Source organism: Parafrankia sp. EAN1pec, assembly GCF_000018005.1.
In the GTDB taxonomy this organism is placed as follows: domain Bacteria; phylum Actinomycetota; class Actinomycetes; order Frankiales; family Frankiaceae; genus Parafrankia; species Parafrankia soli.
Genome location: NC_009921.1, coordinates 5,128,209 through 5,155,165, shown reverse-complemented (window position 1 = coordinate 5,155,165; position 26,957 = coordinate 5,128,209). Strand labels below are relative to the sequence as shown.

Sequence of the window (26,957 nt, the reverse complement as noted above, 5' to 3'; positions counted from 1 at the left end):
TCGCGGGCGGCCGGCAGTCCGGCCGCCCGCGAGGGCCAGCGCCGAGGTCGGCAGGCCTGGCCGCCCGCCAGGGCCGGCCGGCCGGTCGGTCGGTCGGTCGGTGACAGCCGAAGCCGGCCGGCCGCGGCCGCGTGTCAGCGGGGGCGCTTCGTCGCCCGCTCGACGGCCGCCCAGTGCTCGTCCGCCACCCACAGCTGGGCGAAGGTGCGGGCCGCGTCCTCGGCGCCGACCCCGCCGCTCATGACGTACTTGATCGCCCGGGCCGGGGGAGTGGCGAGCGACCTCGCCAGCGCGCGCCAGCCCGCGTCGAACTCGGCGCGGGGCAGGACCCGGTCGAGCAGGCCGAGCCGCTCGGCCTCGGCCGCGCTGAGGGTGACGCCGGTGCCGGCGAGCAGTAGCGCACGGCCCCGCCCGACCAGGTCCGCCAGGCGCTCGGCGCCGCCCCACGCGGGCATGATCGCCAGAGTCGACTGGGTGAAGCCGATCTTGATGTCGTCGGCGGCGACGCGGATGTCCGCGGCCACCGCAACCTCGGCGCCGCCGCCCAGCGCGTGCCCGTTGAGCGCGGCCACGACCGGGGCGGGGAAGTCCGCGATCCGGTCGCAGATCTGGCGCATCCGCATCGCCATGCCGGTGGCCTCGTCCTCGGTCCGCAGTGCGGCGAGCTCCTTGAGGTCGCCGCCGGAGACGAACGCCCGGTCGCCGGCGCCCCGGATGACGAGTGCGCCCGCGCCCGCGGCAGCGTCCAGCGCCTTCTCCAGCTCGCCCATGGTCGCCAGCGAGATGGCGTTGCGTGCCTCCGGCCGGTCGATGGTGATGACGGCCAGCCCGTCATCCAACTCGAGATCAATCACGGGCGCGACTCCACGGCTGAGGAACGACTACGGCTAAGGAACATCCGAGAATTAGATTCTTTATAATGGAGAGTACCATTCCCGGTCTGCGGGCAGGGTCTTTCGGCGGCGCCCGCGGCCCGTCCCGCCACCGTCCGGGGGCGCTCGCCGGCGCCTGACCGGCACCCGGCCGGCCAGGCGCCGGCGCCGCTGGCCGTCGGGAGAGGTGGAACTTGTCTTCTCTGCCTGAGAGAGTCTAGGTATCGCCAGAGATCGGAGCTCGCGTCATGCGCACGATCCCACCTGAGCTGGTCAAACGGTACGAGAACGAGGGGTGGTGGACACCCGAGACGCTGGGCGACCTGCTCGCCGCCGGCCTCGACGCGACCCCCGGCGCCGAGTTCCGCGTGCACTCGGCGGTCCGGCCGTGGTCCGGGACGTTCCGTGATGTCGAGCAGGTCGCCCGCCGGCTCGCCGCCGGCCTGCGCGCCCGCGGTGTCGGCCCCGGTGACGTCGTCGTCTTCCAGCTGCCGAACTGGATGGAGGCGGCCGCCGTCTTCTGGGCGTCGTCCTTCCTCGGGGCGGTTGTGGTCCCCGTCGTGCACTTCTACGGGCGCAAAGAGCTCGGCCACATCCTGGAGCGGACCTCACCCAAGGTCTTCGTCACCGCCGAGGGCTTCGGGCGGATGGAGTACCAGCCCGACCTGAGCCGGGACGTCCCCGTCGTCGGCGTGGTCGGCCGCGACTTCGACGAGCTGCTCGCCGACGCTCCGCTGCCCGGCGTGATCGCCACCGATCCGGCCGCCCAGGCGGTGATCGCGTTCACCTCGGGAACCACCCGTGACCCCAAGGGGGTCATCCACACCCATCAGACCCTCGGCTTCGAGACGCGCCAGCTCGCCGGCCTCTACCCGCCGGACCGCGGCCGCCAGCTCACCGCCGCGCCGGTGGGGCACTTCATCGGCATGCTGAACGCGTTCCTGATCCCCGTCCTGGACGGCCGGCCGATCAACCTGGCCGACGTCTGGGACCCGGCCCGGGCCCTGGAACTGATGGTGAGCGACGGGCTGACTGTCGGCGGCGGCGCCACCTACTTCGTGACGAGCCTGCTGGACCACCCGAGCTTTTCGCCCGAGCAGCACCTGCCGGCGATGAAGTACGCCGGGCTGGGCGGGTCGTCCGTGCCGGCGGCGGTCACCACCCGGCTGGACGAGCTCGGCATCACCGTCTTCCGGTCCTACGGCAGCACCGAGCATCCGTCGATCACCGGCTCGCGCCACACCGCGCCGGCGGAGAAGCGGCTGTTCACCGACGGGGACCCGCTGCCCGGGGTGGAGATCCGCCTCGACGCCGACGGCGAGATCCTCAGCCGCGGCCCGGACCTCTGCCTCGGCTACCTCGACGAGGCCCTGACCGAGCAGGTCTTCGACGCCGACGGCTGGTACCGCACGGGCGATGTCGGTGTCCTCGACGCCGACGGCTACCTTACGATCGTCGACCGCAAGGCGGACTTCATCATCCGCGGCGGGGAGAACATCAGCGCGCTCGAGGTCGAGGAGGTGCTGCTCACCATGCCCGAGGTCGCCGAGGTCGCGGTGGTCGCGGCCCCCGACGCCAGGCTCGGCGAGCACGCCGCCGCGATCCTGCGGCTGCAGCCCGGGAGCGAGCTGCCCACCCTGGAGGAGGTGCAGGCGCACTTCGCGCGGGCCGGTCTGGCCCGGCAGAAGTGGCCCGAGGAGCTTCGCGCGATCGAGGACTTCCCCCGGACGCCCAGCGGTAAAATCCAGAAGGCCGTGCTCCGCCGGGAGCTGCGCGCCGTCCCGCAGGGGGGCCGGCAGGGGGACCCGTCGGGACACATTGCGGCTGGGCAGGGAAGAGAATAGGGTTCTCCTTATCAGTAAGGGAGGATCTCAATGTCTACGCGAGTGCCGCCGTACCCGATCTTCGACGCGGACAACCACCTGTACGAGACCCAGGACGCGTTCACCAAGTACCTGCCCGAGGAGTTCAAGGGCGCGATCCGGTACGTCGAGGTGGACGGCCGGACCAAGATCGCCGTCCGGGGTCACATCAGCGAGTACATCCCCAATCCGACCTTCGAGGTCGTCGCCCGGCCCGGTGCGCAGGAGGACTACTTCCGCATCGGAAACCCGGAGGGCAAGTCCTACCGGGAGATCATCGGTAAGCCGATGCGCTCGATCCCGGCCTTCCGCGAGCCGAAGTCCCGCCTCGAGCTCATGGACGAGCAGGGCATCGAGCGGACGCTGATGTTCCCGACGCTCGCGAGTCTGCTCGAGGAGCGGATGAGCGACGACCCGGAGCTGACCCACATCGTCATCCACGCGCTCAACGAGTGGCTGTACGAGACGTGGCAGTTCAACTACGAGAACCGGATCTTCACCACCCCGGTGATCACGCTGCCGATCGTGGAGAAGGCGATCGAGGAGCTGGAGTGGGTCGTCGAGCGCGGTGCGCGGGCGATCCTGATCCGTCCGGCGCCGGTCCCCGGGTTCAGCGGCTCGCGGTCGTTCGGCCTGCCGGAGTTCGACCCGTTCTGGGAGAAGGTCGTCGAGCACGACCTGCTGGTCACGCTGCACTCCTCGGACAGCGGCTACAGCCGTTACACCGACGACTGGGAGAGCAACAAGCGCGAGTTCCTGCCGTTCCAGCCGGACGTGTTCCGGATGATCGGCCAGTGGCGGCCGATCGAGGACTCGGTGGCCGCGCTGATCTGCCACGGCGCGCTGTCCCGGTTCCCGAGCCTGAAGATCGCCGTAGTCGAGAACGGCGCCTCCTGGGTCGGCCCGCTGATCAAGACCCTGAAGGACGTCTACAAGAAGTACCCGCAGCAGTTCGCCGAGGAGCCGGTGTCGGTGCTGCGGCGCAACGTGCACATCAGCCCGTTCTGGGAAGAGAACATGGCCGACCTCGCCGAGCTGCTCGGCGTCGAGCGGGTGCTGTTCGGCTCGGACTTCCCGCACCCCGAGGGCCTCGGTGACCCGGCCAGCTTCGTCGACGAGCTCAAGAACCTCACCGACGAGGAGAAGGCCCTGATCATGGGCGGAAACCTGGCCAGGCTGATCTCGGGATGAAATGGGAAACCATCCCGGAGATGGTGCTGAGCGCGGCCGACCGCTTCGACGACGCCGAGGCGGTCGTCGACGGTGCGCTGCGCCTCACCTACACCGAGCTGGTCGACCGCATCCGTGCCGCCGCGGGCTCGTTCGCGGCGGCGGGGGTGGGCAAGGGTGACCGGGTCGCGATCTGGGCGCCGAACTCCGCCGAGTGGATCATCGCGGCCTTCGGGCTGCTGACCGCCGGCGGGGTTCTGGTGCCGGTGAACACCCGGTACAAGGCGGAGGAGGCCGACGACATCCTCCGCCGGAGCGGGGCCAAGATGGTCCTGGTCCAGGAGGGTTTCCTCGGGCAGGTCTACGCCGGCACCACCTGTGTCCCCGCCGTTGACATCAAGTCGGGCTTCCTGTCGAGCGGCGCGCCGCTCGACGGGCCGGTGGGCCAGGACGGCGACGAGACCGCCGACATCCTGTTCACCTCGGGCACGACCGGGCGTCCCAAGGGCGTCATGATGAACCACCGGCAGACGCTGCGGCTGTACGAGGAGTGGTGCGAGCTCGCCGACCTGCGCGAGGGCGACCGCTACCTCTGCGTGAACCCGTTCTTCCACAACTTCGGGTACAAGGCGGGCCTCGTCGCGGCGCTCATCCGCGGCGCGACGATCGTGCCGATGGCGGTCTTCGAGATCGACAAGCTGATCGAGCTGGTCGAGCGCGAGAAGATCACGATGCTGCCCGGCCCGCCGACGCTCTACCACTCGCTGCTGGCGGTGCCGGACAAGACCGCGCTGGCCTCGCTGCGGTGCGCCGTCACCGGGTCGGCCGACATCCCTGTCGAGCTGATCCGGCGGATGCGTGACGAGCTGCCGTTCCGGTCGATCATGACCGGCTACGGCCTCACCGAGGCGGGGACGGCGACCGCGTCGAGGCCGGGCGACTCGTTCGTGGACATCGCGACCACGGTCGGCACCGCCTGCGACGGTGTCGAGGTGGCCGTCGCCGACGACGGCGAGGTGCTCGTCCGCGGGTACACGGTGATGCAGGGCTACCTCGACGACCCGGTCGCCACCGCCGAGGCGATCGACCCCGACGGCTGGCTGCACACCGGTGACCTCGGCACGCTCGACGAGCGGGGGCACCTGCGGATCGTCGGCCGCAAGAAGGACATGTTCATCGTCGGGGGCTTCAACGCCTACCCGGCCGAGATCGAGGGGTTCCTGCTCGAGCACCCCGCGGTCGCGCAGGCGGCCGTCATCGGCGTCCCGGACGAGCGGATGGGCGAGGTCGGCAAGGCCTTCGTCGTCCGGCGCGCCCCGGTCACCGCGGATGAGCTGATCACCTGGAGCAAGGGCAGGATGGCGGGGTTCAAGGTGCCGAGGACGGTGGAGTTTCTCGAGAGCCTCCCGCTGAACGCCTCGGGAAAGGTGATGAAGGACAACCTGCGGTGACCAGGTGACCAGGTGATCAGGTGACCCAGATGCCCGTGGCTCGCGCGCGCCGCCGGCAGCCGGCGCGCGGCCGGCACCCGCTGAGCGCCGCGGTCCCGGGCCCGGCCCCGGTGTCGACGTTCCGTCTCCAGAAAGTGTCGAAGCGACGATGAGCGATTCTGTCCAGACCAACTCCGGCCTGCCGGTGGAGCCGGTGTACGGGCCGGCGGACCGCGGCACCGAACCGCCCGCGCCGGGCAAGTTTCCGTTCACCCGCGGCAACTACGCCTCCGGGTACCGCGGGCGCACGTGGACGTTCCGCCAGTACTCCGGCTTCGGCACCGCCGAGGAGTCCAACAACCGCTACCGCTACCTGCTCGAGCAGGGCGGCACGGGCCTGTCGGTGGCCCTCGACCTGCCCACCCAGTGCGGGTACGACTCCGACGACCCGGAGGTGACCGAGGAGGTCGGCCGGGTCGGCGTCGCCGTCGACACGCTCGCCGACGCCGAGGTGCTCTTCGAGGGCATCCCGCTGGACAAGATCAGCACCAGCTTCACGATCAACGGCACCGCCGCGATCCTGCTGGCCTTCTACGTGGCGGCCGCGGAGCGCTCCGGGGTGCCCCGGGCCAAGCTGACCGGGACGATCCAGAACGACATCCTCAAGGAGTACGCCTCCCGCGGGACGTGGATCTGGCCGCCGGAGCCGTCGCTGCGCCTGATCGCCGACACCATCGAGTTCTGCGCCGAGGAGGTGCCGCGCTTCAACGCGATCTCCGTGGCCGGCGCGCACTTCCGGGACGCCGGCGCGAACGCGGTACAGGAGATGGCGTTCACCCTCGCCGACGGCGTCACCTACTGCGACACGGTGATCGAGCGCGGTCGGCTGTCGATCGAGAAGTTCGCGCCGCAGGTGTCGTTCTTCTTCTACACCCACGGCGACTTCTTCGAGGAGATCGCCAAGTACCGGGCGGGCCGGCGGCGGTGGGCGACCATCGTCCGGGAGCGCTACGGCGCCACCGCCGACAAGGCGTCGATGTTCCGCTTCGGCTGCGTGGCCGGCGGGGCGTCGCTGTACGCGCCGCAGGCGCAGAACAACATCGTCCGGGTCGCCTACGAGGCGATGGCCTCGGTGCTCGGCGGCGTGCAGTCGATGTTCACCGCGGCCTGGGACGAGCCGTTCGCGCTGCCCAGCGAGGAGTCGGCGACGCTCGCGCTGCGCACCCAGCAGATCCTCGCCTACGAGACGGGGGTGACCCGCACCGCCGACCCGCTGGGCGGCTCGTACTTCGTCGAGGCGCTCACCGACGCCACCGAGGCCCGCATCATCGAGATCATGGACGACCTCGAGCAGCACGGCGGCATGGTCCGCGCGATCGAGGACGGCTACCTCCAGGGCATGATCGCCGACGAGGCGTACCAGCTGCACCAGGACATCGAGAGCGGAAAGGTGCCGATCGTCGGCGTGAACCGGTTCGTCTCCGACGAGCCGGCGCCCGACCTCGCCACCTACGAACTGGACGCCGAAGGCCGCGAGCGGCAGCTGAAGCGGCTGGCGAAGGTCAAGGGCGAGCGCGACGCCGCGGCCGTCCGGGCCAGCCTCGACGCGCTGGCCCGCGCCGCGGAGGGGAACGGGAACCTGATGCACAACCTGATCGACTGCGCCAACGCCTACTGCACGGTGGGCGAGATGGTCGCCACCCTCAAGAACGTCTGGGGCGAGTTCCAGCAGCCGGTGGTGTTCTGATGCCGGCGCGGGTACTGGTCGCCAAGCCCGGCCTGGACGGGCACGACCGCGGGGCCAAGATCGTCGCGCGGGCGTTGCGCGACGCCGGCTTCGAGGTCGTGTTCACCGGCATCCGGCAGCGCGTCGAGGACATCGTGACCATCGCGCTGCAGGAGGACGTCGCGGTCGTCGGGCTGAGCATCCTCTCCGGCGCGCACATCGCGCTGACCACGCGCACCATCGAGGCGCTGCGGGCGGCGGACGCCGGCGACATCGCCGTCGTCGTCGGCGGCACCATCCCGCCGGCGGACGTCCCCAGACTGCTCGAGGTGGGCGCCGCCGGGGTGTTCCCGACCGGCACCCCGCTCGAGCAGCTGGTCACCGAGGTCCGCGCGCTGACCTCGACACCCACCGCGCCCTGATCCGGGGTACGGCGCAGCGAGACATCGGAAACATTCGAGACCTGGAGGGGTCCAGTGCGGGTCGGCGTGATGATCGGACCGGAGCGGGGTGACTCCGCGCGCAAGGTCGGGCGGATGATCGACGACGTGTTGTGGGCCGAGAGCGCGGGGATGGACACCGCCTGGATCCCCCAGGTGCCCTCGGACTTCGACGCCCTGATCGCCGTCTCGCTGATGGGCGCGCGCACGGAGCGGATCGAGCTGGGCACGGCAGTCGTCCCGCTGCAGGCCCAGCACCCGGTGGCGCTGGCGCGCCAGACGCTGTCAGCGCAGGCGGCGACCAACGGGCGGCTGGCGCTGGGCGTCGGGCCGTCGCACCACTGGATCGTGCGGGACATGCTCGGCCTGCCCTACGACAAGCCGGCGGCGTTCACCCGCGACTACCTCGAGGTCCTCAACGTCGCACTGCACGGGCCCGGCCCGGTGGACGTCGAGAACGACACCTTCCGGGTGCACAACCCGCTCGAGATCGGCCCGATCGCCCCGCTGCCCGTGTTCATCGCCGCGCTCGGCCCGGTGATGCTGCGCATCGCCGGCGAGCACGCCGACGGGACGGTGCTGTGGCTGGCCGACGAGCGCGCGGTCGCCGACCACGTGGCGCCGCGGATCACCAAGGCCGCCCAGGAGGCGGGCCGCCCGGCGCCGCGGATCGTGGCGGGCATCCCGGTCTGCCTGTGCGCGCCGGCCGATGTCGACAAGGCCCGGGAGCGGGCGAACCGCATCCTCGGCGAGGCCGAGGTCTCCCCGAACTACCAGCGGCTGCTCGACCAGGGCGACGCCACGAGCGTCGGCGACCTGTGCGCGGCCGGCGACGAGGCGGCGATCCTGGCCCGGTTCCGGCAGTTCGCCGACGCGGGCGTCACCGACCTGTCGGTGCGGCTGCTGCCCATCGGCGACAACCGGGACGAGCTGGTCGCCTCCAAGCGCCGCACCCGGGAAGTGATCGCCGCCCTCGCGGCGGAAGTGAGATGAGCGCCGGACCGCTCGACGGCATCCGCATCCTCGAGGTCGGCCACATCCTCGCCGGCCCGTACGCGACGATGGTGCTCGCCGACCTCGGCGCGGAGGTCACCAAGCTCGAACCACCGGGCGGTGACCTCTCCCGGCAGGTGAGCGACGCCTACTTCGCCAGCATCAACCGCGGCAAGCGCAGCATCCGTCTCGACCTGACCAGCGAGGACGGCCGGGCCCGGCTCGGTGAGCTCGCCGCCGACGCGCACGCGCTGCTGGTCAACCTCAAGCCGTCGGCGATCCGCCGGTTCGGCCTGACCTACGAGGACCTGCGCAAGTACAACGAGAAGCTCGTCTGTGTCGCGCTGACCGGCTTCGGCCTGTCGGCGGGTGACGACCCGGCGTTCGACTACGTGATCCAGGCCGCCACGGGCATCGCCGCGCTCACCGGCGACCCGGACGGCCCGCCGACCCTGCCCGGCTACTCCTCGGCGGACAACTCCGCCGGCCTCACCGCCGCGGTCGCGCTGCTGGCCCAGATCGTCTCCGGCCGCGGCGGCCAGCTCGAGGTCTCGCTGCGCGACGTGATGCTCTCCCAGCTCAACTACCGCGCGGCGGCCTACCTCAACGACGGGGTCGAGCCGCGCCGGCTGCCTTTCGGCGCGCACTCCTACTACGTCCCCGCCCAGCTCTTCCCGACCGCGGACGGATACCTCGCCCTGTTCGTCACCCACGACGGCTTCTGGCGCTCGTTCGCCACCGAGGCGGGGGTGAGCGGCTTCGCGACGATGGCCGAGCGCGCGGCGCGCCGCGAGGAGGTCCTCGCGGTGGTCACCGCGGCCCTCGCCGCGGACACCGCCGCGAACTGGGAGGACCGCCTGCGGCGGCTGGGTGTGCCGGCGGCGAAGGTGCGCACGCTGCCCGAGGCGCTGGCGGCCACCCCCGAGGTCGTGGTGACCGCCGGCGACTTCCGGCTCGTCGGCAGCCCGATCCGCGTAGCGGGCTACGAGCCCGTCTACGGGCCGCCGCCTCGCCTGGGCGAGCACGGCGGCCGGCCCGATCACTCGTAGCGGACGACGGCCGAGGAAGAGTCGGGCACTCCCTGACAGGTCAGAACGTAGCCGTCGTCGATCTCGTCCTGGGTGAGGGCGTCGTTGACCCGCATCGTCGCGGTGCCCTCCACCAGCTTCGCGATGCAGGTGGCGCAGGTTCCGGACTCACAGGAGAACGGCGGGGCCAGGCCGCCGCGCCGCGCGCTTTCGAGGAAGGTCTCGCCCTCGCGCCTGGTTACGGAGATCTTCTTCCGGCCCAGGATGATGGTGACGGTTCCCTCGACCTCCTCGCCGGCGGGCTCACTGCTGGCCGGGGTGCCGAAGCGTTCGACGAAGACCCGCCCGGGCCCGGGAAACGCCCTCTCGACGAGATCCATGAACGGCTCGGGGCCGCAGATGTAGCAGTCGGCGTTGCCGTCGGCACCGACGAACGCCTTGATGGCGGCGTCGTCGAGGAATCCGCGGTCGGCGTCGAGGTGCCGCACGACGGAAAGGCGGTCCGGGTACTTCTCGACGAGTTCCGCCAGCGCCCGCTCGAAGATCATTGAGGGCTGGTCGCGGTCGGCGCACAGCAGCCGGACAGTGCGGTCCGTGCCCGACAGTGCGCTCTTGGCGAGCGAGATGATCGGGGTGATTCCGCTGCCGCCGCAGAAACCCAGCAGGGGGACGTCGCTCTCCTGCAGGCAGAAGATGCCCTTGGGCTCGGTGACCTCGACCTCGTCGCCCGCGCTGACGTTGTCGATCAGCCAGTTCGACACCCGGCCGCCCGGCACCCGCTTTACGGTGGTCATGAGCTCGGAGTCGGTTTCCGGGGCGCTGGACATCGAATACGAGCGCAGGAGCTCCTCGCCGTCGATCTGCACCCGGAACGTGACGAACTGGCCGGCCCGGTACGTGAACGATCCCTCGCGCGGAGCGAGCACGAAGGTACGCGCGTCAGCGGTCTCGTGAACGGTCCGGGTGACGGTCGCCCTCTGGAACAGAGGGGCTCTCGGCATCGACGGCCTCCTTCTGGTATGAAGATTCTGCTGACATGAGAATATAATTTCCGCATGCGAACCGGGGAGGTTCGCGACGCCGTCCCGTGCCTGCCTCCGCGTTGACGTGACCGTCCGAAAGGAGCGGCAGTGAGTGACCGCCCCGCGCTCGTCTTCGAGGAACAGCGGTACAGCCTCGAGCGACTCGACGCGCTGACGGACGGGCTGGCCACGGCGTTGGCGAAACATGGGGTCCGGGCGGGGGAACGCGTCGCGCTGATGGCCTCGAACCGGCCGGAGTTCGTACTGGCCGTCCGGGCTGTCTGGCGACTGGGTGCGGCCATCGTACTGCTGAGCCCGTCCTGGCGGCGGGCCGAGATCGAACACGCGCTGGCCGTCACCGAGCCCGCGCATGCCATCGGTGACCAGGACGCGCTGGCCGAGCTGCTGCCGATGTGGCACCTCGACGAGCCGATCGGCGCGGGGGAGGGGCCGTTCCCGACACCGGACCCGCACGCCGACGCGCTACTGGTCTTCAGCTCCGGCACGACCGGCCTGCCGAAGGCCGCCCGGCACACGCGGGCCTCGTTCGGCGCGGCCGTCGGGCACTGGCGCGACGCACTCGGCCTCACCGCCGCGGACCGCGTCCAGATCACCACCCCGCCCTCGCACATCCTCGGCCTGCTCAACATCGTCACCGCGCTGGAGACCGGCGCCTGGATGCGGCTGCACCGCCGGTTCGACCTCGAGCTGATGCTGCGCTCGATCGAGACCGACCGGATCACCGTCGAGATGGCCGTCGCGCCGATCGCGCTGGCCATCGCCGCCCACCCCACGCTGGAGTCCTTCGACCTGTCGTCGCTGCGGTACATCATGTGGGGCGCGACACCGGTGACGGCCAGCGTCGCCGAGACCGTCACCAGGCGCACGGGCGTCGGCTGGGTGCCCGCCTACGGGGCCAGTGAGCTGCCGGTCATCGCCTGCAACCCGCTCGCGGGCGCCCGGCTCGACAGCGTCGGCCGCGCCGTGCCGGGCGTGCGGCTGCGGGTGGTGTCGCTGGAGAGCGGAGCGCCGGTCGGCCCCGGCGAGACCGGCGAGATCCAGGCCCGCGCCGAGTCGCTGATGGCCGGCTACCTGCCCGCCGAGGCGACGGCGGACGCGTTCGACGACGGCTGGTACCGCACCGGCGACGTCGGCAACCTCGACGCGGACGGGTGGCTCCGGCTCACCGACCGGGTCAAGGAGATGGTCAAGGTGCGCGGCTTCCAGGTCGCGCCCGCCGAGGTCGAGGGTGTGCTGCACGCGCACCCCGCGGTCGCCGACTGCGCCGTGTTCGGCCTCCCCGACACGGCCGACGGCGAGGTGCTCGTCGCGGCCGTCGTGACGAGTACCCAGGTCGACCCGGCGGAGCTCGTCGCGTGGGTGGGCGAACGGCTCGCCTCCTACAAGCGGCCCCGCCGGATCGAGCTCGTGGAAGAAATCCCCCGCCTGCCCTCGGGCAAGGTACTGCGGCGAGTCCTCAAGGAGCGCTATGGACGTACGTCTGACGACTGAGCAGCGGGAGCTGCGCGAGGCGGCCGCCCGGCTGGCCGACGACCTCGGCCCGGGATCGGTCATCGATCTCGACGACGCCGACCGCGCGGCGCGGCTGGAGAAGGCGGTCGCCGCCACCGGGTGGCGCTCGCTGCGCTCCGACGGCGCCTCCGGAGTCGAGGTCGCCCTCGTCGTGGAGGAGTTCGCCCGCGGCCTGGTCGACGTCCCCTTCCTCGGGCCCGTGCTCGCCGACGACCTGCAGGCCAGGTCCGGCGTGGCGGCCGAGCCGGTGGCGCTCGCCGTCGGCGACGAGGCGGTGGACGCCCGCGGCCTGCGCGCCGCCCTGCGGCTGCGGGACACCCGGGTCGAGACGACCGGCGTCGGCGAGCCGGTGTTCGGGATCGACCTCACCCGGACGAACGCCGCCGTCGCCGACCCCGTCACGACGGTCGGGGAGCTCACGGCGGAGGCCGCGCAGCGCTGGCAGGCGCTGGCGCTGGCCGTCACCACCGCCGACATCCTGGGCGCCGCCCGCGGCGCGCACGCCCTCGCCTGCGACTACGCGAAGGTACGCAGCCAGTACGGCAAGACGATCGGCTCGTTCCAGGCCGTGGCCCACCTGCTGGCCGAGAGCCTCGCGCTGATCGAGGGCTCGGTCAGCATCCTGCGCTACGCCGCCTGGGCGGTCGACGAGCTGGACCCGGCGGAGGCGCTGCGGGCCGGCCGGTTCGCGAAGGTCTACACCGAGCGCGCCGCGCGGACCATCTGCGAGACGTCGATCCAGGTGCACGGCGGCATCGGCAACACCTGGGAGTGCCTCGCCCACGTCTTCCTGCGCCGCGCGCTGACGTCCGGCGCGCTGTTCCCCGTCTCTCTGGAGGAGATCGACCTTGGACTTTCGTGACTCGCCGGAGGAGGCCGCCTTCCGCACGCGGCTGCAGGACTGGCTCGCCGAGAACGCGAAGAAGTTCCCGACGTCGGGTGACGAGTACTGGGCCAAGGCGGCGCAGTGGCACCAGGCCCTGTACGCGGGCGGGTTCTTCGGGACCTCCTGGCCGAAGGCGTACGGCGGCCAGGAGCTGCCGCCCGTCTACGACGTGATCGTCGACGAGGAGCTGGCCCGCGCCGGCGCGCCGGCGCGGCCGAGCCTGGGCTACCTGGTCATCGGCCTGGGCCGGCACGGCAGCGAGGAGCTGCGGCAGCGATTCCTGCCGGGCATGATCAACGGCGCTGAGCGCTGGTGCCAGGGCTTCAGCGAGCCCGGCGCCGGCTCCGACCTGGCCTCCCTGACCACGACGGCCACCCTGGAGGGCGACCACTACGTCCTCAACGGCCACAAGATCTGGACGAGCTACTCCGATGACGCCGACTGGTGCCTCGTGCTCGCCCGCACCGACCCGGACGCCCCACGGCACAAGGGCATCTCCGGATTCATCGTGAACATGCACCAGCCGGGCATCGAGCAGCGCCCGCTGCCGATGATCAGCGGGGTGACCAAGGAGTTCGGCCAGGTCCTGTTCGACGGCGCGACGGTGCCGGCCGACCAGATAGTCGGCGCGCCCGGCGAGGGCTGGAAGCTGGCCATGACGGTCGTCAGCCACGAGCGGGAGCCCTCGACGCTGGGCTTCACCGCGCGGTACGGAAAGACCGTGCGCAACCTGGCGGCCCGCCTGGACGGGGAGCCGTCGGAGTCGCTGCGGTGGGCCGCCGTGCAGACCGAGATGCTGCGCCTGCACGTGCGCCGGCGGCTGTCCGAGCAGCTCGACGGGCTCAGCCACGGCCCGGACGGCTCGCTGGACAAGCTGTTGATGACCTGGGTCGAGCAGTCGGTGGGGCACGCCTCGCTGGACGCGGGCGGCACTCGCGACGCCGAGCTGCTGGGCACCTACCTCTACAGCCGCTCGCAGAGCGTCATGGGCGGTACGTCGCAGATCCAGAAGAACATCATCGCGACCCGCATCATCGGCCTGGAGGGCTGACCCGGAACGGGCGCCACCGCCGGTCGGCGGTGGCGCGGGGAGCCACTCCCCGCGCCACCGCCGAGGCGGTGCGGGGACTACTTCGGCGGGAAGCGCAGCGCGCCGTCGAGGCGGATGACCTCGCCGTTGAGGTAGTCGTTGGTGATGAGCTGCTCGGCGAGCGAGGCGTACTCGGGCGACTGGCCCATCCGCTTCGGGAAGGGGACCTGCGGGCCCCAGTAGGCCTCCAGCTTCTCGCCGGCCTTGCCGTAGGCCGGGGTGAGGATGGTGCCCGGAGCGATCGCGTTCACCCGGATGCCCAGCGGCGACAGGTCACGCGCGGCGACCAGCGTCATGGAGATGACGCCGCCCTTGGCGGCGGCGTAGGCGATCTGGCCGATCTGGCCCTCGAAGCCGGCGATCGACGCGGTGTTGACGATGACGCCCCGGGCGCCGCCCTCGAGCGGCTCCTCCTGGGCGATGGCGGCCGCCACCAGCCGGGTCACGTTGAACACCGCGGTCAGGTAGTACGTGACGGTCGTCGTGAAGGCGTCCAGGCTGTGCGGCGAGCCGTCCTTGCCGACGAGCCGGCCGCCGCCGGCCGGGCCACCGTGGGTGTCGACCGAGATCCGCAGCGGGCCCAGCGTCTTGGCCTCGGCGATCGCGGCGAGGATGTCCTCCTCGGAGGTGGCGTCCACGTGGACGTAGCGGATGCCCAGCTCGGACTCCAGCGCCTTGCCCTTCTCGTCCGCGACGTCGGCCACGACGACCTTCGCGCCCGCGGCGTGGAGACGGCGGACGGTGGCCTCACCGAGGCCGCCGGTACCACCGACGACGAGGGCGGAGTTTCCGCTGATCTGCATTAAGGTTTCCCTCTCTTGCTAGCCGCACTTTCGATCTGGAAGACTAACATTCTCATGAATGCGATCACGATCAAGAGCACGGCCGCTCCGGTCGGTGTTCGGCCCCGGATCTCGCGGGCCGTCGGTTCTGGTGCGCACGTCGGTTCCGTCGAGGCCGCCGGCGTTACCGGCCGTGGCACGTCCCCAGCCGGCCGGCGTATCGGACCCCGGTGAACATTCTGGAGACTATGGCCGCCGCGCGCGCTGGTTCACTGCGTGCCGTCGGCCGGTTGCTGAGTCAGGTCGAGGGCGCCGGCCGTGCCGAGGTGCTGGCGGCCCTCGAGCCGGCCACCGCCCGGGTGATCGGCGTGACGGGCCCGCCCGGCGCGGGGAAGTCGACCACGATCGGCGCGCTCGTCGGCGCCTACCGGGAGCGCGGCCTGCGGGTCGCGGTGCTCGCCGTCGACCCGTCCTCGCCCTACAGCGGCGGGGCGCTGCTCGGCGACCGGATCCGGATGGCCTCGCACACGAACGACCCCGACGTCCTCATCCGCTCGCTGGCAGCCCGTGGCCACCTGGGCGGGCTCGCGGCCGCGGTGCCGGCCGCCGTGCGGGTGCTCGCCAACCTGGCCTACGACCTGGTCCTGGTGGAGACGGTCGGAGTCGGCCAGTCCGAGATCGAGATCGCCGCCGTCGCCGACCCGACGATCGTCGTGCTGACGCCGGGCGCCGGCGACGCCGTCCAGGCGGCCAAGGCGGGCCTGCTGGAGGTCGCCGACCTGCTGGTCGTCAACAAGGCCGACCGCGACGGCGCCGACCAGACCGTGCGTGACCTGCATCTTGAGGTCGACGCCCCGATCCTCACCCTCGTCGCGTCAAAGGGGGAGGGCCTGGCCGCGCTGGTCGAGGCGATCGACGCCCATCACCGCGCCGACACCCTCGCCCGCCGGACGGCCCGCGCGCACGCCCAGATCCTCTCGCTGGCGCAGACCCGCCTACGGGAGCACCCGGATCTCGGCCGGCTCGCCGACGAGGTGGCCAACGGCTGCCGTGATCCCTACGCGGCGGCCGACCTGCTGCTCGGTGGTGGCCTGCCCGGGACCGCCTGACGGCCGCCGGAGAAAGACCTTCTCGGCGGCGGCCGGCGGTGTGTATCACCGGGCCGTGTCTGGGTCGATCGGATCAGGTGGTCCTGGTGCCGCCGGTGAAACCGGTGAGGCAGAAATCCCACACTTCCTCGACGGTGATCGGATGTACGTTCTCGTCCTCGGACACCCCGTTGGACTGGGCCAGGAACATGACGGTCTGCATCACCATAGCGGCGGCGCGGCGTGGCTTGAGATCGGGGCGCAACTGACCGGCCGCGGCGGCCCTCGTCATCATGTCGGTGATCAGGGCGAGCAGCGGCGCGTGCGCGACCTTGACCTCGGCCGGGTGCGAGACCAGCAGCTGCGGGGCGAAGTCGGTGAACAGGGGCCGCTGCTGGCGGGCCCGGTCGGAGTGGCTCTGCTCGTACAGCAGGCGGACGGTGATCCTGAGCTGGCCCAGCGGGTCGGGCTCCGTGGCGGAGGCCTCGCGGATCTGCCGGGCGGACTCGTTGAGGGCGTCCTCGAACAGGGCGAGCAGGAGCTCGTGCTTGCCGCTGAAGTGCTGGTAGAAGCTGCGCAGCGACTGGCGTGACCGGTCGACGACCTCCTGCACGGTGAGGTCGATCGAACCCTTCTCGGCGATGATCGCCTGGGCTGCGTCAAGGAACTGGACGACACGCTGCTCGGCCCGGAGCTTGGCCGCCCGGGTCGAGCGCTCGACGGCACGCTGCTTCCAGGCCGGCTCTTCGGTCGGCGTGATCACGGGCAGCTCCGTCTTCTGTGCCATGTACAGAAAGTACTGCACTGCTGCGCAGACATACTGCTAACACAGCAGGTGGACCCACTCCGGTGCCGTCGAGATCATAGCTATCGATCAATGAGAATGGTATTCTCGCACCTGTTCGGCGTGAAGGACCACAGGAGTGGTCCATACGTGACCTGGCACGTGCAAACCGACTCTGGGATGTTGGAAGGGCCGGCGGGGGTCGTCGGTCCCTCCGCGCGCACCGGGCCGGCAGGTGTGCCGTCCCCGGGGTGTTGTCGGGCAGTGTGTGCTCTCAAGGAGCCGATGTGACGATCTTCGCTGACCCGCGTGGCGGCACGGGAGGCCCGGCCGTGGCGCCCCCCGCCCGCCCCGCCGCGGCCGGCACCGCCGCGAGCCCGGGAGGGCAAGATGCTCTTTGAGTTCGACTCCGACCAGCGGCTGTGGCAGAAGACGATCCACGAGGTCCTGGTCAAGGAATGCCCGTCGGCGCTGATCCGCGGGATCGCCGACGAGGGCGCCGACCCCGCCCCGCTGTGGCGGGTCTACGCCAACCTCGGCTGGACCGAGCTGACCGAGCCCAGCGAGGCCGTGGAGCTGGCGATCGTCCTCGAGGAGCTCGGCTGGGCGACCGACCCGACCCCCTACCTGGCGACGATGACCTGGTTCGCCCCGCTCGCCCCGGGGGTCGCCGAGGGGGGCCAGACCGGTAGCGCCGTCCTGGACGGCGTGTCCGCCCGGCGTGACCGCGACGGTTGGGTCCTCAGTGGCGTCGCGCGGTACGTCCTCGACGGTGACCGCGCAGACCGGCTGGCCGTCGTGACCGACGCGGGGGTCTTCATCGTCCCCGCGGCTGATGTGCGGGCCACCCGGGTCGACGTCTTCGACCCCACGCTGCACATCGCAGAGGTCTCGCTGCCCGGCGTCCGGGTCGGCGACGACGCGCGCACGGGCGCCGACCCACGGGCGGCCCGGGACCTCGCGCTCACCGGGCTGGCCCTCACGATCGTCGGGGCCTGCCGCCGTGTTCTGGAGCTGACGCTCGACCACGTCCGCACCCGCGAGCAGTTCGGTGCGCCGATCGGGTCGTTCCAGGCCGTCAAGCACAAGGCGGTGGACATGCACGTCGCGCTGGAACGCGCCCGCGCGCTGGCCTACTTCGCGGCGCTGACCATCGCGGCCGACGACCCGCGCCGCCGGCTCGCCGCCTCCATGGCCAAAGCCGCCGCCGGCGAGTGCCAGTCGGTGGTGTTCCGCAACGGCCTGCAGCTTTTCGGAGCCATGGGCTTCACCTGGGAGAACGACCTGCAGTTCGCGCTCAAGCGGGCAGTCGCGGGCGAGCTGCTGCTCGGCGGCGCCGCCGAGCACCGGGCGCTGATCGCCGAGGAGTACCGTGCAGCTCACGTTTGATGCCGACGTCGAGAAGTTCCGCGCCGAGTTCGTGGCGTTCCTGGACGCGCACCTGCCCAGCGAGGCCGAGACCGGCGAGCGCGCCTACTCGAGCGCGCACGTCCCCGAGTGGGCGCGCCGCTGGCAGCGGCTGTTGTTCGACTCCGGCTGGCTGCTGCCGGGCAATCCGCCGGAGTTCGGCGGGCGCAACGCCTCCATCCTCGAGCAGTACGTACATCTCGAGGAGCTGGATCGCCGGCGCATCTACCACAGCTTCAACCCGCAGGGGCTCGGCATCATCGCCGCCTCGCTGCTGTCGTTCGGTTCCGAGGAGCAGAAGCGCCGCTGGGCGGTGCCGATCCTGCGGGTCGAGATCACCGCGGCGCTCGGGATGAGCGAGCCCGGCGCCGGCTCCGACCTGGCCTCGCTGCGTACCCGGGCGGTGCTCGACGGCGACCACTTCGTGGTGAACGGGCAGAAGATCTGGACGTCTGGCGCCCACGACGCGGACGTGCTGCTCACCTTCGTCCGGACCGACCCGGACGCGCCCAAGCACAAGGGCATCAGCGTGCTGCTGATCCCCACCGACACCCCCGGCGTCACCCGCCGGCCCTTCGGCTCCCTGATCGACCGCGACGACGTCGACTTCAACGAGGTCTTCTTCGACGACGTCCGGGTGCCGGCGGAGAACCTCGTCGGCGCGCTGAACAACGGCTGGCACGTCGCGAACGGCTCGCTCGGCCACGAGCGCACCCTGCTGTGGCTGAGCTTCGCGCTGCGGCTGGAGGAGCTCGCCCGCGACTTCCGTCCCGTCGACGCGCTCGACCGCGACGCGTACGCACGGCTCGTCATGGACGCCCAGGCGCTGCGGCTGCTCGGTTCGGCGGCGCTGGCGCGGGCCGCGCGCGGCGAGCAGGACGTCGCCGCGCTGTCCGTGCTGAAGCTGCTCGGGTCGGAGGCGGTGCAGAAGGCCTCGGAGCAGGCGATGGAGTCAGCAGGGGTGGCGGCACTCGAGCATCCCGGGATGACGGCGCCTTACGCTCATCTCAATCTCGAGGCGTTCTCCGCCGGGTGGTTCGAGCGCTACGCGAGGTCCTTCGCCGGGACCATCGCCGGTGGCACCTCGGAGATCCAGCGCACGATCGTCGCCGAGCGTGTACTCGGTCTGCCGCGAAGCTGAGGAGCCAGCCTTGTTAGTCCTATACGACGTCGCCGACGGGATCGCGACGATCACGCTCAACCGCCCCGAGGTCGCGAACGCGCAGAACGGACCGCTCCTCGAGGAGCTCGACGCGGCGTGGACGAAGGCGGCGGCCGACAAGGACGTGGCGGTGATCGTGCTGCGCGCGGAGGGGAAGCACTTCTCCGCCGGGCACGACCTGAAGTCCGGTCAGCCGCTCCCCGAGAAAATCACCCTGGAGATGCTCTACGAGCTGGAGGCACGGCGCTACCTGGAGTTCTCGCTGCGGTGGCGCAACGTTCCCAAGCCGTCGATCGCGGCGGTGCAGGGGCGCTGCATCTCGGGCGGGCTGCTGCTGTGCTGGCCGTGCGACCTGATCATCGCGGCCGAGGACGCGCTGTTCTCCGACCCCGTCGTCGCCATGGGCATAGGCGGTGTCGAGTACCACGGGCACACCTGGGAGCTCGGCCCGCGCAAGGCCAAGGAGATCCTCTTCACCGGGCGCGCGGTGACGGCCTCCGAGGCCGAGAAGATCGGCATGGTCAACAAGGTGGTGCCCCGCGACCAGCTCGACACCGAGACCCGCGCGCTGGCCCAGCACATCGCGACGATGCCCAGCTTCGGGCTCCGGCAGGCCAAGCGCGCGGTCAACCAGACCCTCGACGTGCAGGGCTTCTACGCCGCGATCCAGTCGGTGTTCGACGTCCACCAGACCGGGCACGGCAACGCGCTGAGCGTCAGCGGATGGCCGGTCCTGGTCAACCTGGACCAGATGAAGTCAGCGATCAAGAAGGCCGACTAGGCCCGAGACACAGCCGACGGCGGCGGGCGGGGGCGCGTGACGGCCCCGCCGGCCGCCTTTAGCCGCGCGTCGCCCGCCGACGCAGGCACAGCCCGGGAGGCAGCATGACCGCAACGGACGAACGCACCCTCGGCGGCACCGCGGGCGGCGGGCCGCGCCCGCTGGAGGGGCTGCTCGTCGTCGGTCTTGAGCAGGCCGTTGCGGCACCGATCGCCACCCGGCACCTCGCCGACATGGGCGCCCGGGTGGTGAAGGTTGAGAACCCGCGCGGCGGGGACTTCGCGCGCCACTACGACGGCGCGCTCAACGGGATGGCGGCCCACTTCGTGTGGGTCAACCGCGGCAAGGAGTCGCTGACCCTCAACCTCACCGACCCGCGGGGAGCCGAGGCGCTCGAGCGGCTGCTGGGCCGGGCCGACGTCCTCATCCAGAACCTCGCCCCCGGGGCGGCGGCCCGGCGCGGCCTGGCCGCCGAGCAGGTGGTCGCCCGCCATCCGCGGATGGTCGCGGTCGACATCTCCGGCTACGGCGAGGGCGGGCCGCTGTCCCACAAGCGGGCCTACGACCTGCTGGTGCAGTCCGAGGGCGGGTCGTGCTCGGTGACCGGCGAGCCGGGCCGGCCGGCCAAGGCAGGCATCCCGATCATCGACCTCGCCACCGGCATGTACGCCCTGAGCTCGATTCTCGCGGCCCTCTACGCCCGCCGGGAGACCGGGCGTGGCTCGGCGATCTCGCTCAGCCTCTTCGACGTCGTCACGGAGTGGATGGGCTACTCCCTCAACTTCACCATGGGCACCGGTGTCGAACAGCAGCCGGCCGGGGTGGGCTCGCCCGCCGTCGCGCCCTACGGCGCCTACCCGACGGCGGACGGCCAGACCGTCGTCCTCGGCACCACCAACGACCGGGAATGGCAGCGGCTGGCCCGCACCGTCCTCGACCGGCCCGACCTGGCGGACGACCCGGCCTTCGCCGGCAACGCCGACCGGGTGCGTGAACGCGCCCGCCTCGACGAGGTGATCATCGCCTGGTCGAAGAGCGTCACCCTCGTGGAGGCCCAGGAGATCCTGGACAACGCCGAGCTCGGCAACGCCCGGCTCAACGGCGTCCAGGACGTCCTGGACCACCCGCACCTGCGCGAACGCGACCGTTGGCAGGATGTCTCGACTCCCACCGGCTCCGTCCGAGCCCTGCTGCCTCCGCCGATCGCCGCCGAGTGGACGCCCCCGATGGGCGCGGTACCCGCCCTCGGCGAGCACACCGACGCCCTCCTCGCTGAGCTGGGCTACCCGACTGAGGAGATCGCCGCCCTGCGCCGCGACCGGGTGGTGTAACGCTCGCCCCGCACCCGAGAGTACGGGTGCGGATCGCCATCTTTCGGGCAAAACACTCGAAGCTCCGGGTAGCCTGCTCGCCCTTTCGTCTCGTCCTCGCCGTTTTGGGGGTCGATCCCGGGGGAATCCGGTCCGAAAAGGGCGAGAAGGAGAGTAAATGGCGAGCAGGCTGGCCCCGGAACCCCGTGCCGGCTTCCGCGGAGCATCCACCCGGCTTTTCCGACCTGTCAGAGGTTGACCAGGCGTGGGGCGTGGTTGTTCTGGCGGATGTGGGCGCCGGCCTGGCGGGTGAGGTCGCGGGTGCTGCCGAGGAGGCCGTCGAGGGTGAGGGTGCGGCGGAGGTGGTGGTGGAAGTCGTGTTCGGCGGTGAAGCCGATGCCGGCGAGGACCTGTTGGCAGTGGCGGGCGGCGTCGAGGGCGGCTTTGCCGGCGGCGGCCTTGGCGAGCAGGGCGGTGAGCGTGATGTCGCCGGTGGTGGTGCCCGTTCCCGTGGTTGCGCCCGCATCGGTGCCCGTGGTTGCCGCGGTGGTGGTGGCGGTGTGGAGGGTGGCTTCGGCGCCGTCGAGGGCGACGAGGGTTTCGGCGAGGCGGTGGCGGACGGCCTGGAAGGAGGCGATGGGCCGGCCGAACTGGGTGCGGGCGAGGGCGTGTTCGCGGGTGAGGGCGAGCATGGTGCGGCCGGTGCCCAGGAGCCACCAGCCCAGGGCTCGTTGTCCGGCGGCGAGGGGCAGGTTCGGGTCGCCGGTGCTGGTGGTGTGTAGCGGGAGCGCGGGGTCGATCACGCTGCCGGGCTGGCTGAGGTCGGTGCGTTCCCAGGTGAGCCAGGTGCCGCCGGTGTAGGGCAGGGGGAGGGTGCCGCCGAGGGGTTGTCCGGTGGCGTGCAGGAGGACGTCGTTGAGGATGGGGGCGTGTGCGCCGGTTTCGCCGAGGAGGGTGAACACGACGGGGATGGCGGTGTCGGGTTCCTCGGTGAGGAGTTCGGGCCAGCCGAGGTCGGTGAGGGCGGTGTCGAGGGCGGCGCCGGTGGTGCCGGTCATGGCCTTGCGGAAGGTCTCGGTGAGGAGTTCGCGTTCGGCGGCGTCCATGGTTATTCCTTGCCGAGGTCGAGGAGTCGGCGGGCGATGATGTTCCGCTGGATCTCGGCGGTTCCGCCGTAGATGGTGGCGGCGCGGGAGTAGAGGTACTCGGAGCGCCAGCGGGTGTCGGTGAGTTCGATGGTGCCGGGGAGCAGGTCGCGGGCGGTGTCGTACAGGCGTTGCTCGGCGGTGGCGAGCAGCACCTTGTCGATCGACGTCTCCGGCCCGATCCGCCCGCCCTCGCCGAGGCGGCGCTGGGTGGCGTGCGAGCGGCAGCGGATGGTGTGCAGCGCCAGGTAGGCCGCACCCAGATCCGCGTCGTCCGTGCTGTCCCTGCTGTCTCTGCTGGTGGTCTCGTCCAGCAGGCGCTCGAGCCGCTCGTAGAGGAACGCGATCCGGTGCCAGAAGCAGGTGGAGCGCTCGTGGGGCAAAAGGTCCATCGCGAGCTGCCAGCCGTCGCCGGGCTTTCCGAGCATGCGGTCGCCGGGGACGACGACGTCGTCGAAGAACACCTCGGCGAACTCGTCGATGCCGTGCATGGTGCGCAGCGGGCGGACGGTGATGCCGGGGGTGTCCATGTCGACGAAGAACGCCGTGATCCCGCTGTGGCCCGGTGCGGTGCGGGTGAGCAGCACGCAGCGCTGGGAGTACTGGGCCAGGCTCGTCCAGACCTTCTGCCCGTTGACCACCCAGTCGTCCCCACGGGGCTCCGCCCGGGTGGACAGCGACGCCAGGTCACTGCCCGACCCCGGCTCGGAGAACCCCTGGCACCACTGCTCGGCGCCGGAGAGCAGCAGCGGCACCATCTCGGCCGCCAGCGCCGGCGACGCATAGGAAATCATGGTCGGCGCCAGCACCTCGATCATCGAGTAGATGCCGGGCTCGGCGAGGTCCCGGGACGCGACCTCCTCGCCGAGTACGGCGCGCAGCACCGCAGGGCCACCGAGGCCGCCGACCTCGGTGGGCCAGCCGTGGCGCATCCAGCCCGCGTCGTACAGGGCACGGCGCACCCGCGCGAGCTGGGCCACCTGCCCGTCGAGGGAGTGGTCGGGTCCTGGGGTCAGGTCGTTCTCGGCCAGCCAGGCCTGCACGTCCGACCGGAACTCCGCGATGTTCACGGGGTCGGTTCGTAGGCGTGCGGCCGCCCCGAGTCGTGCGCCCCGCTGCGCCGGATGAAGGTCATCTTGCGCGTGCGCAGCCGCCAGCCGTCCGGCGTGCGGCGGTAGGTGTCCGAGTAGTACCCGATCCGCATGTCGTGCTTCGAGTGCTCGATGAAGCACAGCGGCTGGGTTCCGGTCGCCTCGTCGCCGTCGATGTCGACCAGCGCCGTCCCGGTCAGGAACAGGCCCTTCGGCGCGGCCGCGACCATCTTCGGGAACAGGTCGAGGGTGAACACGTCACCGAAGGCGCTGTAGGTGCCGTCCGGGGTGAAGACCGAGAGCAGCCCCTCGACGTCACCCTGGGTGATGGTCACGGCGTACTTGGCCAGCAGCTGCTGGATCGCGACGACGTCGTCAGTGGACAAAGGTCTTGCCGCCCTTCATCACGAATTTCACGTTCTGCAGCGTGCTGATGTCCTGCAGGGGGTCACCGGCGACGGCGATGACGTCGGCCAGCAGGCCCTCGGCGAGTCGGCCCCGGTCGGTGACGGCCAGCAGATCGGCCGCGGTGGTGGTCGCCGCCCGGATCGCGCCGAGCGGGGTCATGCCGCGTTCGACCAGGGTCACCAGCTCGATCGCGTTCCTGCCGTGCGGGATCGCCGGGGCGTCGGTACCGACGGCGATCTTAACTCCGGCGGCCATCGCCTCCCGGATCGAGTTGCGGGCCCGGGGGAAGATCTGGCCCGCCTTCTCCCTCAGCTCGGGCGGCGCGTGGGAGACGTCCATGCCCTCGGTCAGGGCCTGGGTCGCCACGAGGAACGTCCCGTGCTTGACCATGAGCTCGATCGCCTCGTCGTCGATGAGGAAACCGTGCTCGATGCAGTCGATACCCGCCTCGACGGCCGAGCGCACCGCCTGGGCGCCGTGGGTGTGCGCGGCGACCCGCAGGCCGTGGCGGTGCGCCTCGTCGACGATCGCGCGCAGTTCCTCGTCGGAGTAGTGCTGCGCCCCGGGCAGGCCGGTGTGCGACATGACCCCACCCGACGCGCACACCTTGATCAGCTGCGCGCCGTGCTTGATCTGGTAGCGCACCGCCCTGCGGACCTCGGCGACGCCGTTGGCGATGCCCTCCTCGACCGTCAGGTCGAGGACGTGCGGCGCGAACGCGCCGAACATCGTCGGGTCGAGGTGGCCGCCGGTCGGGGTGATCGCGTGCCCGGCCGGCACGATCCGCGGGCCGTCGACCCAGCCCGCGTCGATCGCCTTCATCAGCGCGACGTCGAGCAGGTAGCCGCCGGTCTTGCAGAACAGGCCGAGGTTGCGGACGGTGGTGAACCCCGCCCGCAACGTCCGGCGGGCGTTGCCGACGGCGCGCATCATCCGCAGCGGGGGGTCGTCCCGGACGGGAGAGGTCACGGCATGCTCGCCGCGGCCGCCCATCAGCAGGTTGACCTCCATGTCCATGAGGCCGGGCAGGAGGACCAGATCGCCGAGGTCGATGATCTCGCCCTCCGGCGAGCCACCGACACCGACGATCCGGTCTCCGTCGATCTTGAGGATGCCGGGCCTGACGACCTCACCGAGGTCGACGTCGACAAGCCCGGCAGCCCTGATCGTGAGCACGTCAGACGACGGGCTCGACGATCACATCCAGGTAGGCCGCGCCGCTGTCGGGGACGCGGGGCTGCTTCCAGACCTCGACCGGGAAGGACACCATGACCAGGGACTGCATCAGGTGCATCAGGGTGCGGGCGTCCTCGGGCAGGTCGTCGATCGGGAACTTGTCGCAGTAGGCGATCGCGTCCTCGAGGAGCGGGAAGGCGACGTCGTAGAACTCCTGCATCTCGTCCATCGTGGACGCGAGCCGGCGGGCGTAGCGCTCGGGCTCGGTGGCCAGGTCCCAGGCCAGGTACGGCTCGAGGGCGGCGAACTCAGACGGCAGCGGCATCGCTGAACTCCTTGACTCGGTCGCCGACGACCTTGTGCAGGTGCCGGAGCAGGATTTCCTGGTCGCACAGGGGGAACTCGGTGACGGTACGGGTACCGATCATCGTCTGGGTGGCCTCGAGGGTGTTGGCGTCCTGGAGCGCGTACTCCTTGAACGTCACCGCCGCCAGCTCCTGGGCCAGTCGCTCGCGGGCGTTCTTCGGCGGGGCGAAGTAGAGGCTCGCCTCGAACGTGTGCTTGTTCACCGCGGTCGGCCAGTAGTGGTACGTCAGGTACCAGCCCGGCTTCCAGAACAGCAGCGTGAAGTTGGGGAAGATCTCGAACGAGTCGGTGCCCCAGGACTTGTGCTTCACCGGGTTGATCCCCGTCGGGAGCTTCTCGACCTCGAGGCCGTCGACCTCGGGGGTGTCCCAGGGGCCGAAAAGGCCGCTGCGCAGCACGCGCTCGATCGGCTTGACCATCGACGGGTCCTTCGGCGGGGCCATGCCGCCCCAGGAGGACACCATCGAGTGCGGGCTGAACAACTGGTAGTGCAGCGCCTCGAACCCGTAGCCGATGAGCTTCTCGGACTCGCCCTTGACGGCCTGCTTCTGGTGCAGGACGGGCGCGTGGTAGAACTCCGCGAAAGCGTCGATGAACAGCTTCCAGTTGGCGCCGACCTCGGCCCGGTAGGAGTAGACCTCGGTCAGCTCCGAGTACGGGTAGCCCTCGAGGCCCTTGGCCATGTCACCGAGGTACTCGGTGAGGGTCTCCTGCGGGTTCAGGTTGATGAAGATGAAGCCTTCCCAGACCTCACAGGCGACCTCCTTGAGGCCGAACTGCTTCTTGTCCAGGTCGAAGAACTCACCCTCCTGCTGGACGAAGGTCAGCTCGCCGGTGAGGTCGTAACGCCAGGCGTGGTACTTGCAGATGAACTGCCGGCAGCTGCCGGCGGTCTCCTCACCCGGGAAGTCGTTCCACACCAGCTTGTTGCCGCGGTGCCGGCACACGTTGTGGAACGCGCGCACCTTGCCGTCGCCGCCCTTGACGATGATCAGGGACGTCCCGGCGGCGGGCAGCTCCTTGGTGAAGTAGCTGCCGGTGCGGGGGAGGCGCTCGACCCGGCCCACGTTCAGCCAGGAGCGCTTGAAGATCGCCTCGCGCTCCTGCTCGTAGAACTCGGGGTCGATCGAGTCGTTGTAGTCGACGGGCGCGGTGCCGAGCTCGGGATAGTTCTCGGTCCAGCTCCCCGCCGGGGGCTTGCTGAAGTGGGGCACAGGTCTACCTCTCGTTTTCGAGCGCCATGCCGATGGTGGTGCGGGCGATGATGTTGCGCGCGATGGCAGGCGCGCAACAGTCGCCGACGGTGCCGACCGGACCGTCACTCAGCCGGACCGTTACTCGGCCGGATCCGTCACTCGGCGTCCGTCGAGGCGTTCCAGCAGGTCCGCGGGTGGCCGGACCGGAC

The 26,957-nt window shown here is 71.0% G+C and carries 25 protein-coding genes; 15 read left to right on the top strand and 10 right to left on the bottom strand.

Annotation, left to right across the window (positions count from 1 at the left end):
- Window positions 1–134: 134 nt before the first annotated feature.
- A complete protein-coding gene (locus FRANEAN1_RS20980; RefSeq protein ID WP_020461830.1) occupies window positions 135–854 on the bottom strand; it encodes an enoyl-CoA hydratase/isomerase family protein in 720 nt (239 codons plus the stop codon).
- A gap of 266 nt (window positions 855–1,120) precedes the next feature.
- Here FRANEAN1_RS20980 and FRANEAN1_RS20975 point away from each other — a divergent pair, with 266 nt between their 5' ends.
- The 7 genes from FRANEAN1_RS20975 to FRANEAN1_RS20945 all read left to right on the top strand — a co-directional run bounded on the left by FRANEAN1_RS20975 (window position 1,121) and on the right by FRANEAN1_RS20945 (window position 9,542).
- The gene (locus tag FRANEAN1_RS20975) at window positions 1,121–2,716 is read left to right on the top strand and encodes an AMP-binding protein (protein ID WP_020461829.1); all 1,596 of its coding nucleotides are present in this window, start codon (window positions 1,121–1,123) and stop codon (window positions 2,714–2,716) included.
- A 30-nt stretch (window positions 2,717–2,746) separates the two neighbouring features.
- Window positions 2,747–3,925 carry an amidohydrolase family protein gene (locus FRANEAN1_RS20970; RefSeq protein ID WP_020461828.1) on the top strand — a complete coding sequence of 393 codons (1,179 nt, stop codon included), beginning with the start codon at window positions 2,747–2,749 and terminating at the stop codon, window positions 3,923–3,925.
- A complete protein-coding gene (locus tag FRANEAN1_RS20965; protein ID WP_020461827.1) occupies window positions 3,922–5,355 on the top strand; it encodes a FadD3 family acyl-CoA ligase in 1,434 nt (477 codons plus the stop codon). The genes FRANEAN1_RS20970 and FRANEAN1_RS20965 overlap by 4 nt, the downstream gene beginning before the upstream one ends.
- Before the next feature lie 148 nt (window positions 5,356–5,503).
- On the top strand, window positions 5,504–7,081 hold the full coding sequence (locus FRANEAN1_RS20960) for a methylmalonyl-CoA mutase family protein (RefSeq protein ID WP_020461826.1): 1,578 nt from the start codon (window positions 5,504–5,506) through the stop codon (window positions 7,079–7,081).
- Window positions 7,081–7,482 carry a cobalamin B12-binding domain-containing protein gene (locus FRANEAN1_RS20955; protein ID WP_020461825.1) on the top strand — a complete coding sequence of 134 codons (402 nt, stop codon included), beginning with the start codon at window positions 7,081–7,083 and terminating at the stop codon, window positions 7,480–7,482. Before FRANEAN1_RS20960 ends, FRANEAN1_RS20955 begins: the two co-directional genes overlap by 1 nt.
- A gap of 54 nt (window positions 7,483–7,536) precedes the next feature.
- Window positions 7,537–8,493 carry a TIGR03564 family F420-dependent LLM class oxidoreductase gene (locus FRANEAN1_RS20950; protein ID WP_020461824.1) on the top strand — a complete coding sequence of 319 codons (957 nt, stop codon included), beginning with the start codon at window positions 7,537–7,539 and terminating at the stop codon, window positions 8,491–8,493.
- Window positions 8,490–9,542: a CoA transferase gene (locus tag FRANEAN1_RS20945; RefSeq protein WP_020461823.1), complete on the top strand. Its 1,053-nt coding sequence runs from the start codon at window positions 8,490–8,492 to the stop codon at window positions 9,540–9,542. Before FRANEAN1_RS20950 ends, FRANEAN1_RS20945 begins: the two co-directional genes overlap by 4 nt.
- Here the strand turns inward: FRANEAN1_RS20945 and FRANEAN1_RS20940 are convergent.
- Window positions 9,533–10,522 carry a ferredoxin--NADP reductase gene (locus tag FRANEAN1_RS20940; protein WP_020461822.1) on the bottom strand — a complete coding sequence of 330 codons (990 nt, stop codon included), beginning with the start codon at window positions 10,520–10,522 and terminating at the stop codon, window positions 9,533–9,535. The two genes, FRANEAN1_RS20945 and FRANEAN1_RS20940, sit on opposite strands and share 10 nt — an antisense overlap.
- 129 nt (window positions 10,523–10,651) lie before the next feature.
- Between FRANEAN1_RS20940 and FRANEAN1_RS20935 the strand changes: the two genes are divergently transcribed.
- Genes FRANEAN1_RS20935 through FRANEAN1_RS20925 form a run of 3 tightly spaced genes read left to right on the top strand, consistent with a single transcriptional unit; the run spans window position 10,652 to window position 14,013 of the window.
- Window positions 10,652–12,055 (top strand): AMP-binding protein, encoded by a 1,404-nt coding sequence (locus FRANEAN1_RS20935; protein WP_020461821.1) that lies wholly within the window; start codon window positions 10,652–10,654, stop codon window positions 12,053–12,055.
- The gene (locus FRANEAN1_RS20930) at window positions 12,033–12,938 is read left to right on the top strand and encodes an acyl-CoA dehydrogenase family protein (RefSeq protein ID WP_020461820.1); all 906 of its coding nucleotides are present in this window, start codon (window positions 12,033–12,035) and stop codon (window positions 12,936–12,938) included. Before FRANEAN1_RS20935 ends, FRANEAN1_RS20930 begins: the two co-directional genes overlap by 23 nt.
- The gene (locus FRANEAN1_RS20925; RefSeq protein WP_020461819.1) at window positions 12,925–14,013 is read left to right on the top strand and encodes an acyl-CoA dehydrogenase family protein; all 1,089 of its coding nucleotides are present in this window, start codon (window positions 12,925–12,927) and stop codon (window positions 14,011–14,013) included. Before FRANEAN1_RS20930 ends, FRANEAN1_RS20925 begins: the two co-directional genes overlap by 14 nt.
- 77 nt (window positions 14,014–14,090) lie before the next feature.
- Here FRANEAN1_RS20925 and FRANEAN1_RS20920 read toward each other — a convergent pair whose 3' ends face one another.
- Window positions 14,091–14,855 (bottom strand): SDR family NAD(P)-dependent oxidoreductase, encoded by a 765-nt coding sequence (locus tag FRANEAN1_RS20920; RefSeq protein ID WP_020461818.1) that lies wholly within the window; start codon window positions 14,853–14,855, stop codon window positions 14,091–14,093.
- 227 nt (window positions 14,856–15,082) lie between these two features.
- On the opposite strand from FRANEAN1_RS20920, the gene meaB reads away from it, so the two are divergent.
- Entirely contained in the window at window positions 15,083–15,943 is an 861-nt protein-coding gene (meaB, locus tag FRANEAN1_RS20915; protein WP_085950121.1) for a methylmalonyl Co-A mutase-associated GTPase MeaB, read from the top strand.
- Between the two features lie 73 nt (window positions 15,944–16,016).
- Here meaB and FRANEAN1_RS20910 read toward each other — a convergent pair whose 3' ends face one another.
- A complete protein-coding gene (locus tag FRANEAN1_RS20910) occupies window positions 16,017–16,709 on the bottom strand; it encodes a TetR/AcrR family transcriptional regulator (protein WP_049795987.1) in 693 nt (230 codons plus the stop codon).
- 387 nt (window positions 16,710–17,096) lie between these two features.
- On the opposite strand from FRANEAN1_RS20910, the gene FRANEAN1_RS20905 reads away from it, so the two are divergent.
- The 4 genes from FRANEAN1_RS20905 (at window position 17,097) to FRANEAN1_RS20890 (ending at window position 21,387) form a co-directional block, all read left to right on the top strand.
- Window positions 17,097–18,095, top strand: coding sequence for an acyl-CoA dehydrogenase family protein (locus FRANEAN1_RS20905; protein WP_020461815.1), 999 nt, complete (start codon window positions 17,097–17,099; stop codon window positions 18,093–18,095).
- Window positions 18,079–19,254, top strand: coding sequence for an acyl-CoA dehydrogenase family protein (locus FRANEAN1_RS20900; protein WP_020461814.1), 1,176 nt, complete (start codon window positions 18,079–18,081; stop codon window positions 19,252–19,254). The genes FRANEAN1_RS20905 and FRANEAN1_RS20900 overlap by 17 nt, the downstream gene beginning before the upstream one ends.
- Before the next feature lie 10 nt (window positions 19,255–19,264).
- On the top strand, window positions 19,265–20,056 hold the full coding sequence (locus FRANEAN1_RS20895) for an enoyl-CoA hydratase (protein ID WP_020461813.1): 792 nt from the start codon (window positions 19,265–19,267) through the stop codon (window positions 20,054–20,056).
- 104 nt (window positions 20,057–20,160) lie between these two features.
- Complete coding sequence (locus FRANEAN1_RS20890) at window positions 20,161–21,387, top strand: CoA transferase (protein ID WP_020461812.1); 1,227 nt, start codon at window positions 20,161–20,163, stop codon at window positions 21,385–21,387.
- A 227-nt stretch (window positions 21,388–21,614) separates the two neighbouring features.
- Here the strand turns inward: FRANEAN1_RS20890 and FRANEAN1_RS20885 are convergent, their stop codons facing one another.
- Genes FRANEAN1_RS20885 through FRANEAN1_RS20860 form a run of 6 tightly spaced genes read right to left on the bottom strand, consistent with a single transcriptional unit; the run spans window position 21,615 to window position 26,766 of the window.
- Complete coding sequence (locus FRANEAN1_RS20885) at window positions 21,615–22,472, bottom strand: acyl-CoA dehydrogenase family protein (protein WP_020461811.1); 858 nt, start codon at window positions 22,470–22,472, stop codon at window positions 21,615–21,617.
- 2 nt (window positions 22,473–22,474) lie between these two features.
- Complete coding sequence (locus FRANEAN1_RS20880; protein WP_020461810.1) at window positions 22,475–23,581, bottom strand: acyl-CoA dehydrogenase family protein; 1,107 nt, start codon at window positions 23,579–23,581, stop codon at window positions 22,475–22,477.
- Entirely contained in the window at window positions 23,578–23,988 is a 411-nt protein-coding gene (locus FRANEAN1_RS20875) for a nuclear transport factor 2 family protein (RefSeq protein ID WP_041254509.1), read from the bottom strand. The genes FRANEAN1_RS20880 and FRANEAN1_RS20875 overlap by 4 nt, the downstream gene beginning before the upstream one ends.
- Window positions 23,978–25,186 (bottom strand): amidohydrolase family protein, encoded by a 1,209-nt coding sequence (locus FRANEAN1_RS20870; protein WP_020461808.1) that lies wholly within the window; start codon window positions 25,184–25,186, stop codon window positions 23,978–23,980. Before FRANEAN1_RS20870 ends, FRANEAN1_RS20875 begins: the two co-directional genes overlap by 11 nt.
- A 1-nt stretch (window position 25,187) precedes the next feature.
- Complete coding sequence (locus FRANEAN1_RS20865) at window positions 25,188–25,511, bottom strand: hypothetical protein (RefSeq protein WP_020461807.1); 324 nt, start codon at window positions 25,509–25,511, stop codon at window positions 25,188–25,190.
- A complete protein-coding gene (locus tag FRANEAN1_RS20860; RefSeq protein WP_020461806.1) occupies window positions 25,495–26,766 on the bottom strand; it encodes an aromatic ring-hydroxylating dioxygenase subunit alpha in 1,272 nt (423 codons plus the stop codon). Before FRANEAN1_RS20860 ends, FRANEAN1_RS20865 begins: the two co-directional genes overlap by 17 nt.
- Between the last annotated feature and the right edge of the window lie 191 nt (window positions 26,767–26,957).

Bases quoted from the DNA above. Each gene is read 5' to 3' on its own strand.
- FRANEAN1_RS20975 (WP_020461829.1), top strand. From the start codon at position 1,121: ATGCGCACGATCCCACCTGAGCTGGTCAAACGGTACGAGAACGAGGGG.
- FRANEAN1_RS20970 (WP_020461828.1), top strand. From the start codon at position 2,747: ATGTCTACGCGAGTGCCGCCGTACCCGATCTTCGACGCGGACAACCAC.
- FRANEAN1_RS20965 (WP_020461827.1), top strand. From the start codon at position 3,922: ATGAAATGGGAAACCATCCCGGAGATGGTGCTGAGCGCGGCCGACCGC.
- FRANEAN1_RS20960 (WP_020461826.1), top strand. From the start codon at position 5,504: ATGAGCGATTCTGTCCAGACCAACTCCGGCCTGCCGGTGGAGCCGGTG.
- FRANEAN1_RS20955 (WP_020461825.1), top strand. From the start codon at position 7,081: ATGCCGGCGCGGGTACTGGTCGCCAAGCCCGGCCTGGACGGGCACGAC.
- FRANEAN1_RS20945 (WP_020461823.1), top strand. From the start codon at position 8,490: ATGAGCGCCGGACCGCTCGACGGCATCCGCATCCTCGAGGTCGGCCAC.
- FRANEAN1_RS20940 (WP_020461822.1), bottom strand. From the start codon at position 10,522: ATGCCGAGAGCCCCTCTGTTCCAGAGGGCGACCGTCACCCGGACCGTT.
- FRANEAN1_RS20930 (WP_020461820.1), top strand. From the start codon at position 12,033: ATGGACGTACGTCTGACGACTGAGCAGCGGGAGCTGCGCGAGGCGGCC.
- FRANEAN1_RS20920 (WP_020461818.1), bottom strand. From the start codon at position 14,855: ATGCAGATCAGCGGAAACTCCGCCCTCGTCGTCGGTGGTACCGGCGGC.
- meaB (WP_085950121.1), top strand. From the start codon at position 15,083: ATGGCCGCCGCGCGCGCTGGTTCACTGCGTGCCGTCGGCCGGTTGCTG.
- FRANEAN1_RS20910 (WP_049795987.1), bottom strand. From the start codon at position 16,709: ATGGCACAGAAGACGGAGCTGCCCGTGATCACGCCGACCGAAGAGCCG.
- FRANEAN1_RS20905 (WP_020461815.1), top strand. From the start codon at position 17,097: ATGCTCTTTGAGTTCGACTCCGACCAGCGGCTGTGGCAGAAGACGATC.
- FRANEAN1_RS20890 (WP_020461812.1), top strand. From the start codon at position 20,161: ATGACCGCAACGGACGAACGCACCCTCGGCGGCACCGCGGGCGGCGGG.
- FRANEAN1_RS20885 (WP_020461811.1), bottom strand. From the start codon at position 22,472: ATGGACGCCGCCGAACGCGAACTCCTCACCGAGACCTTCCGCAAGGCC.
- FRANEAN1_RS20865 (WP_020461807.1), bottom strand. From the start codon at position 25,511: ATGCCGCTGCCGTCTGAGTTCGCCGCCCTCGAGCCGTACCTGGCCTGG.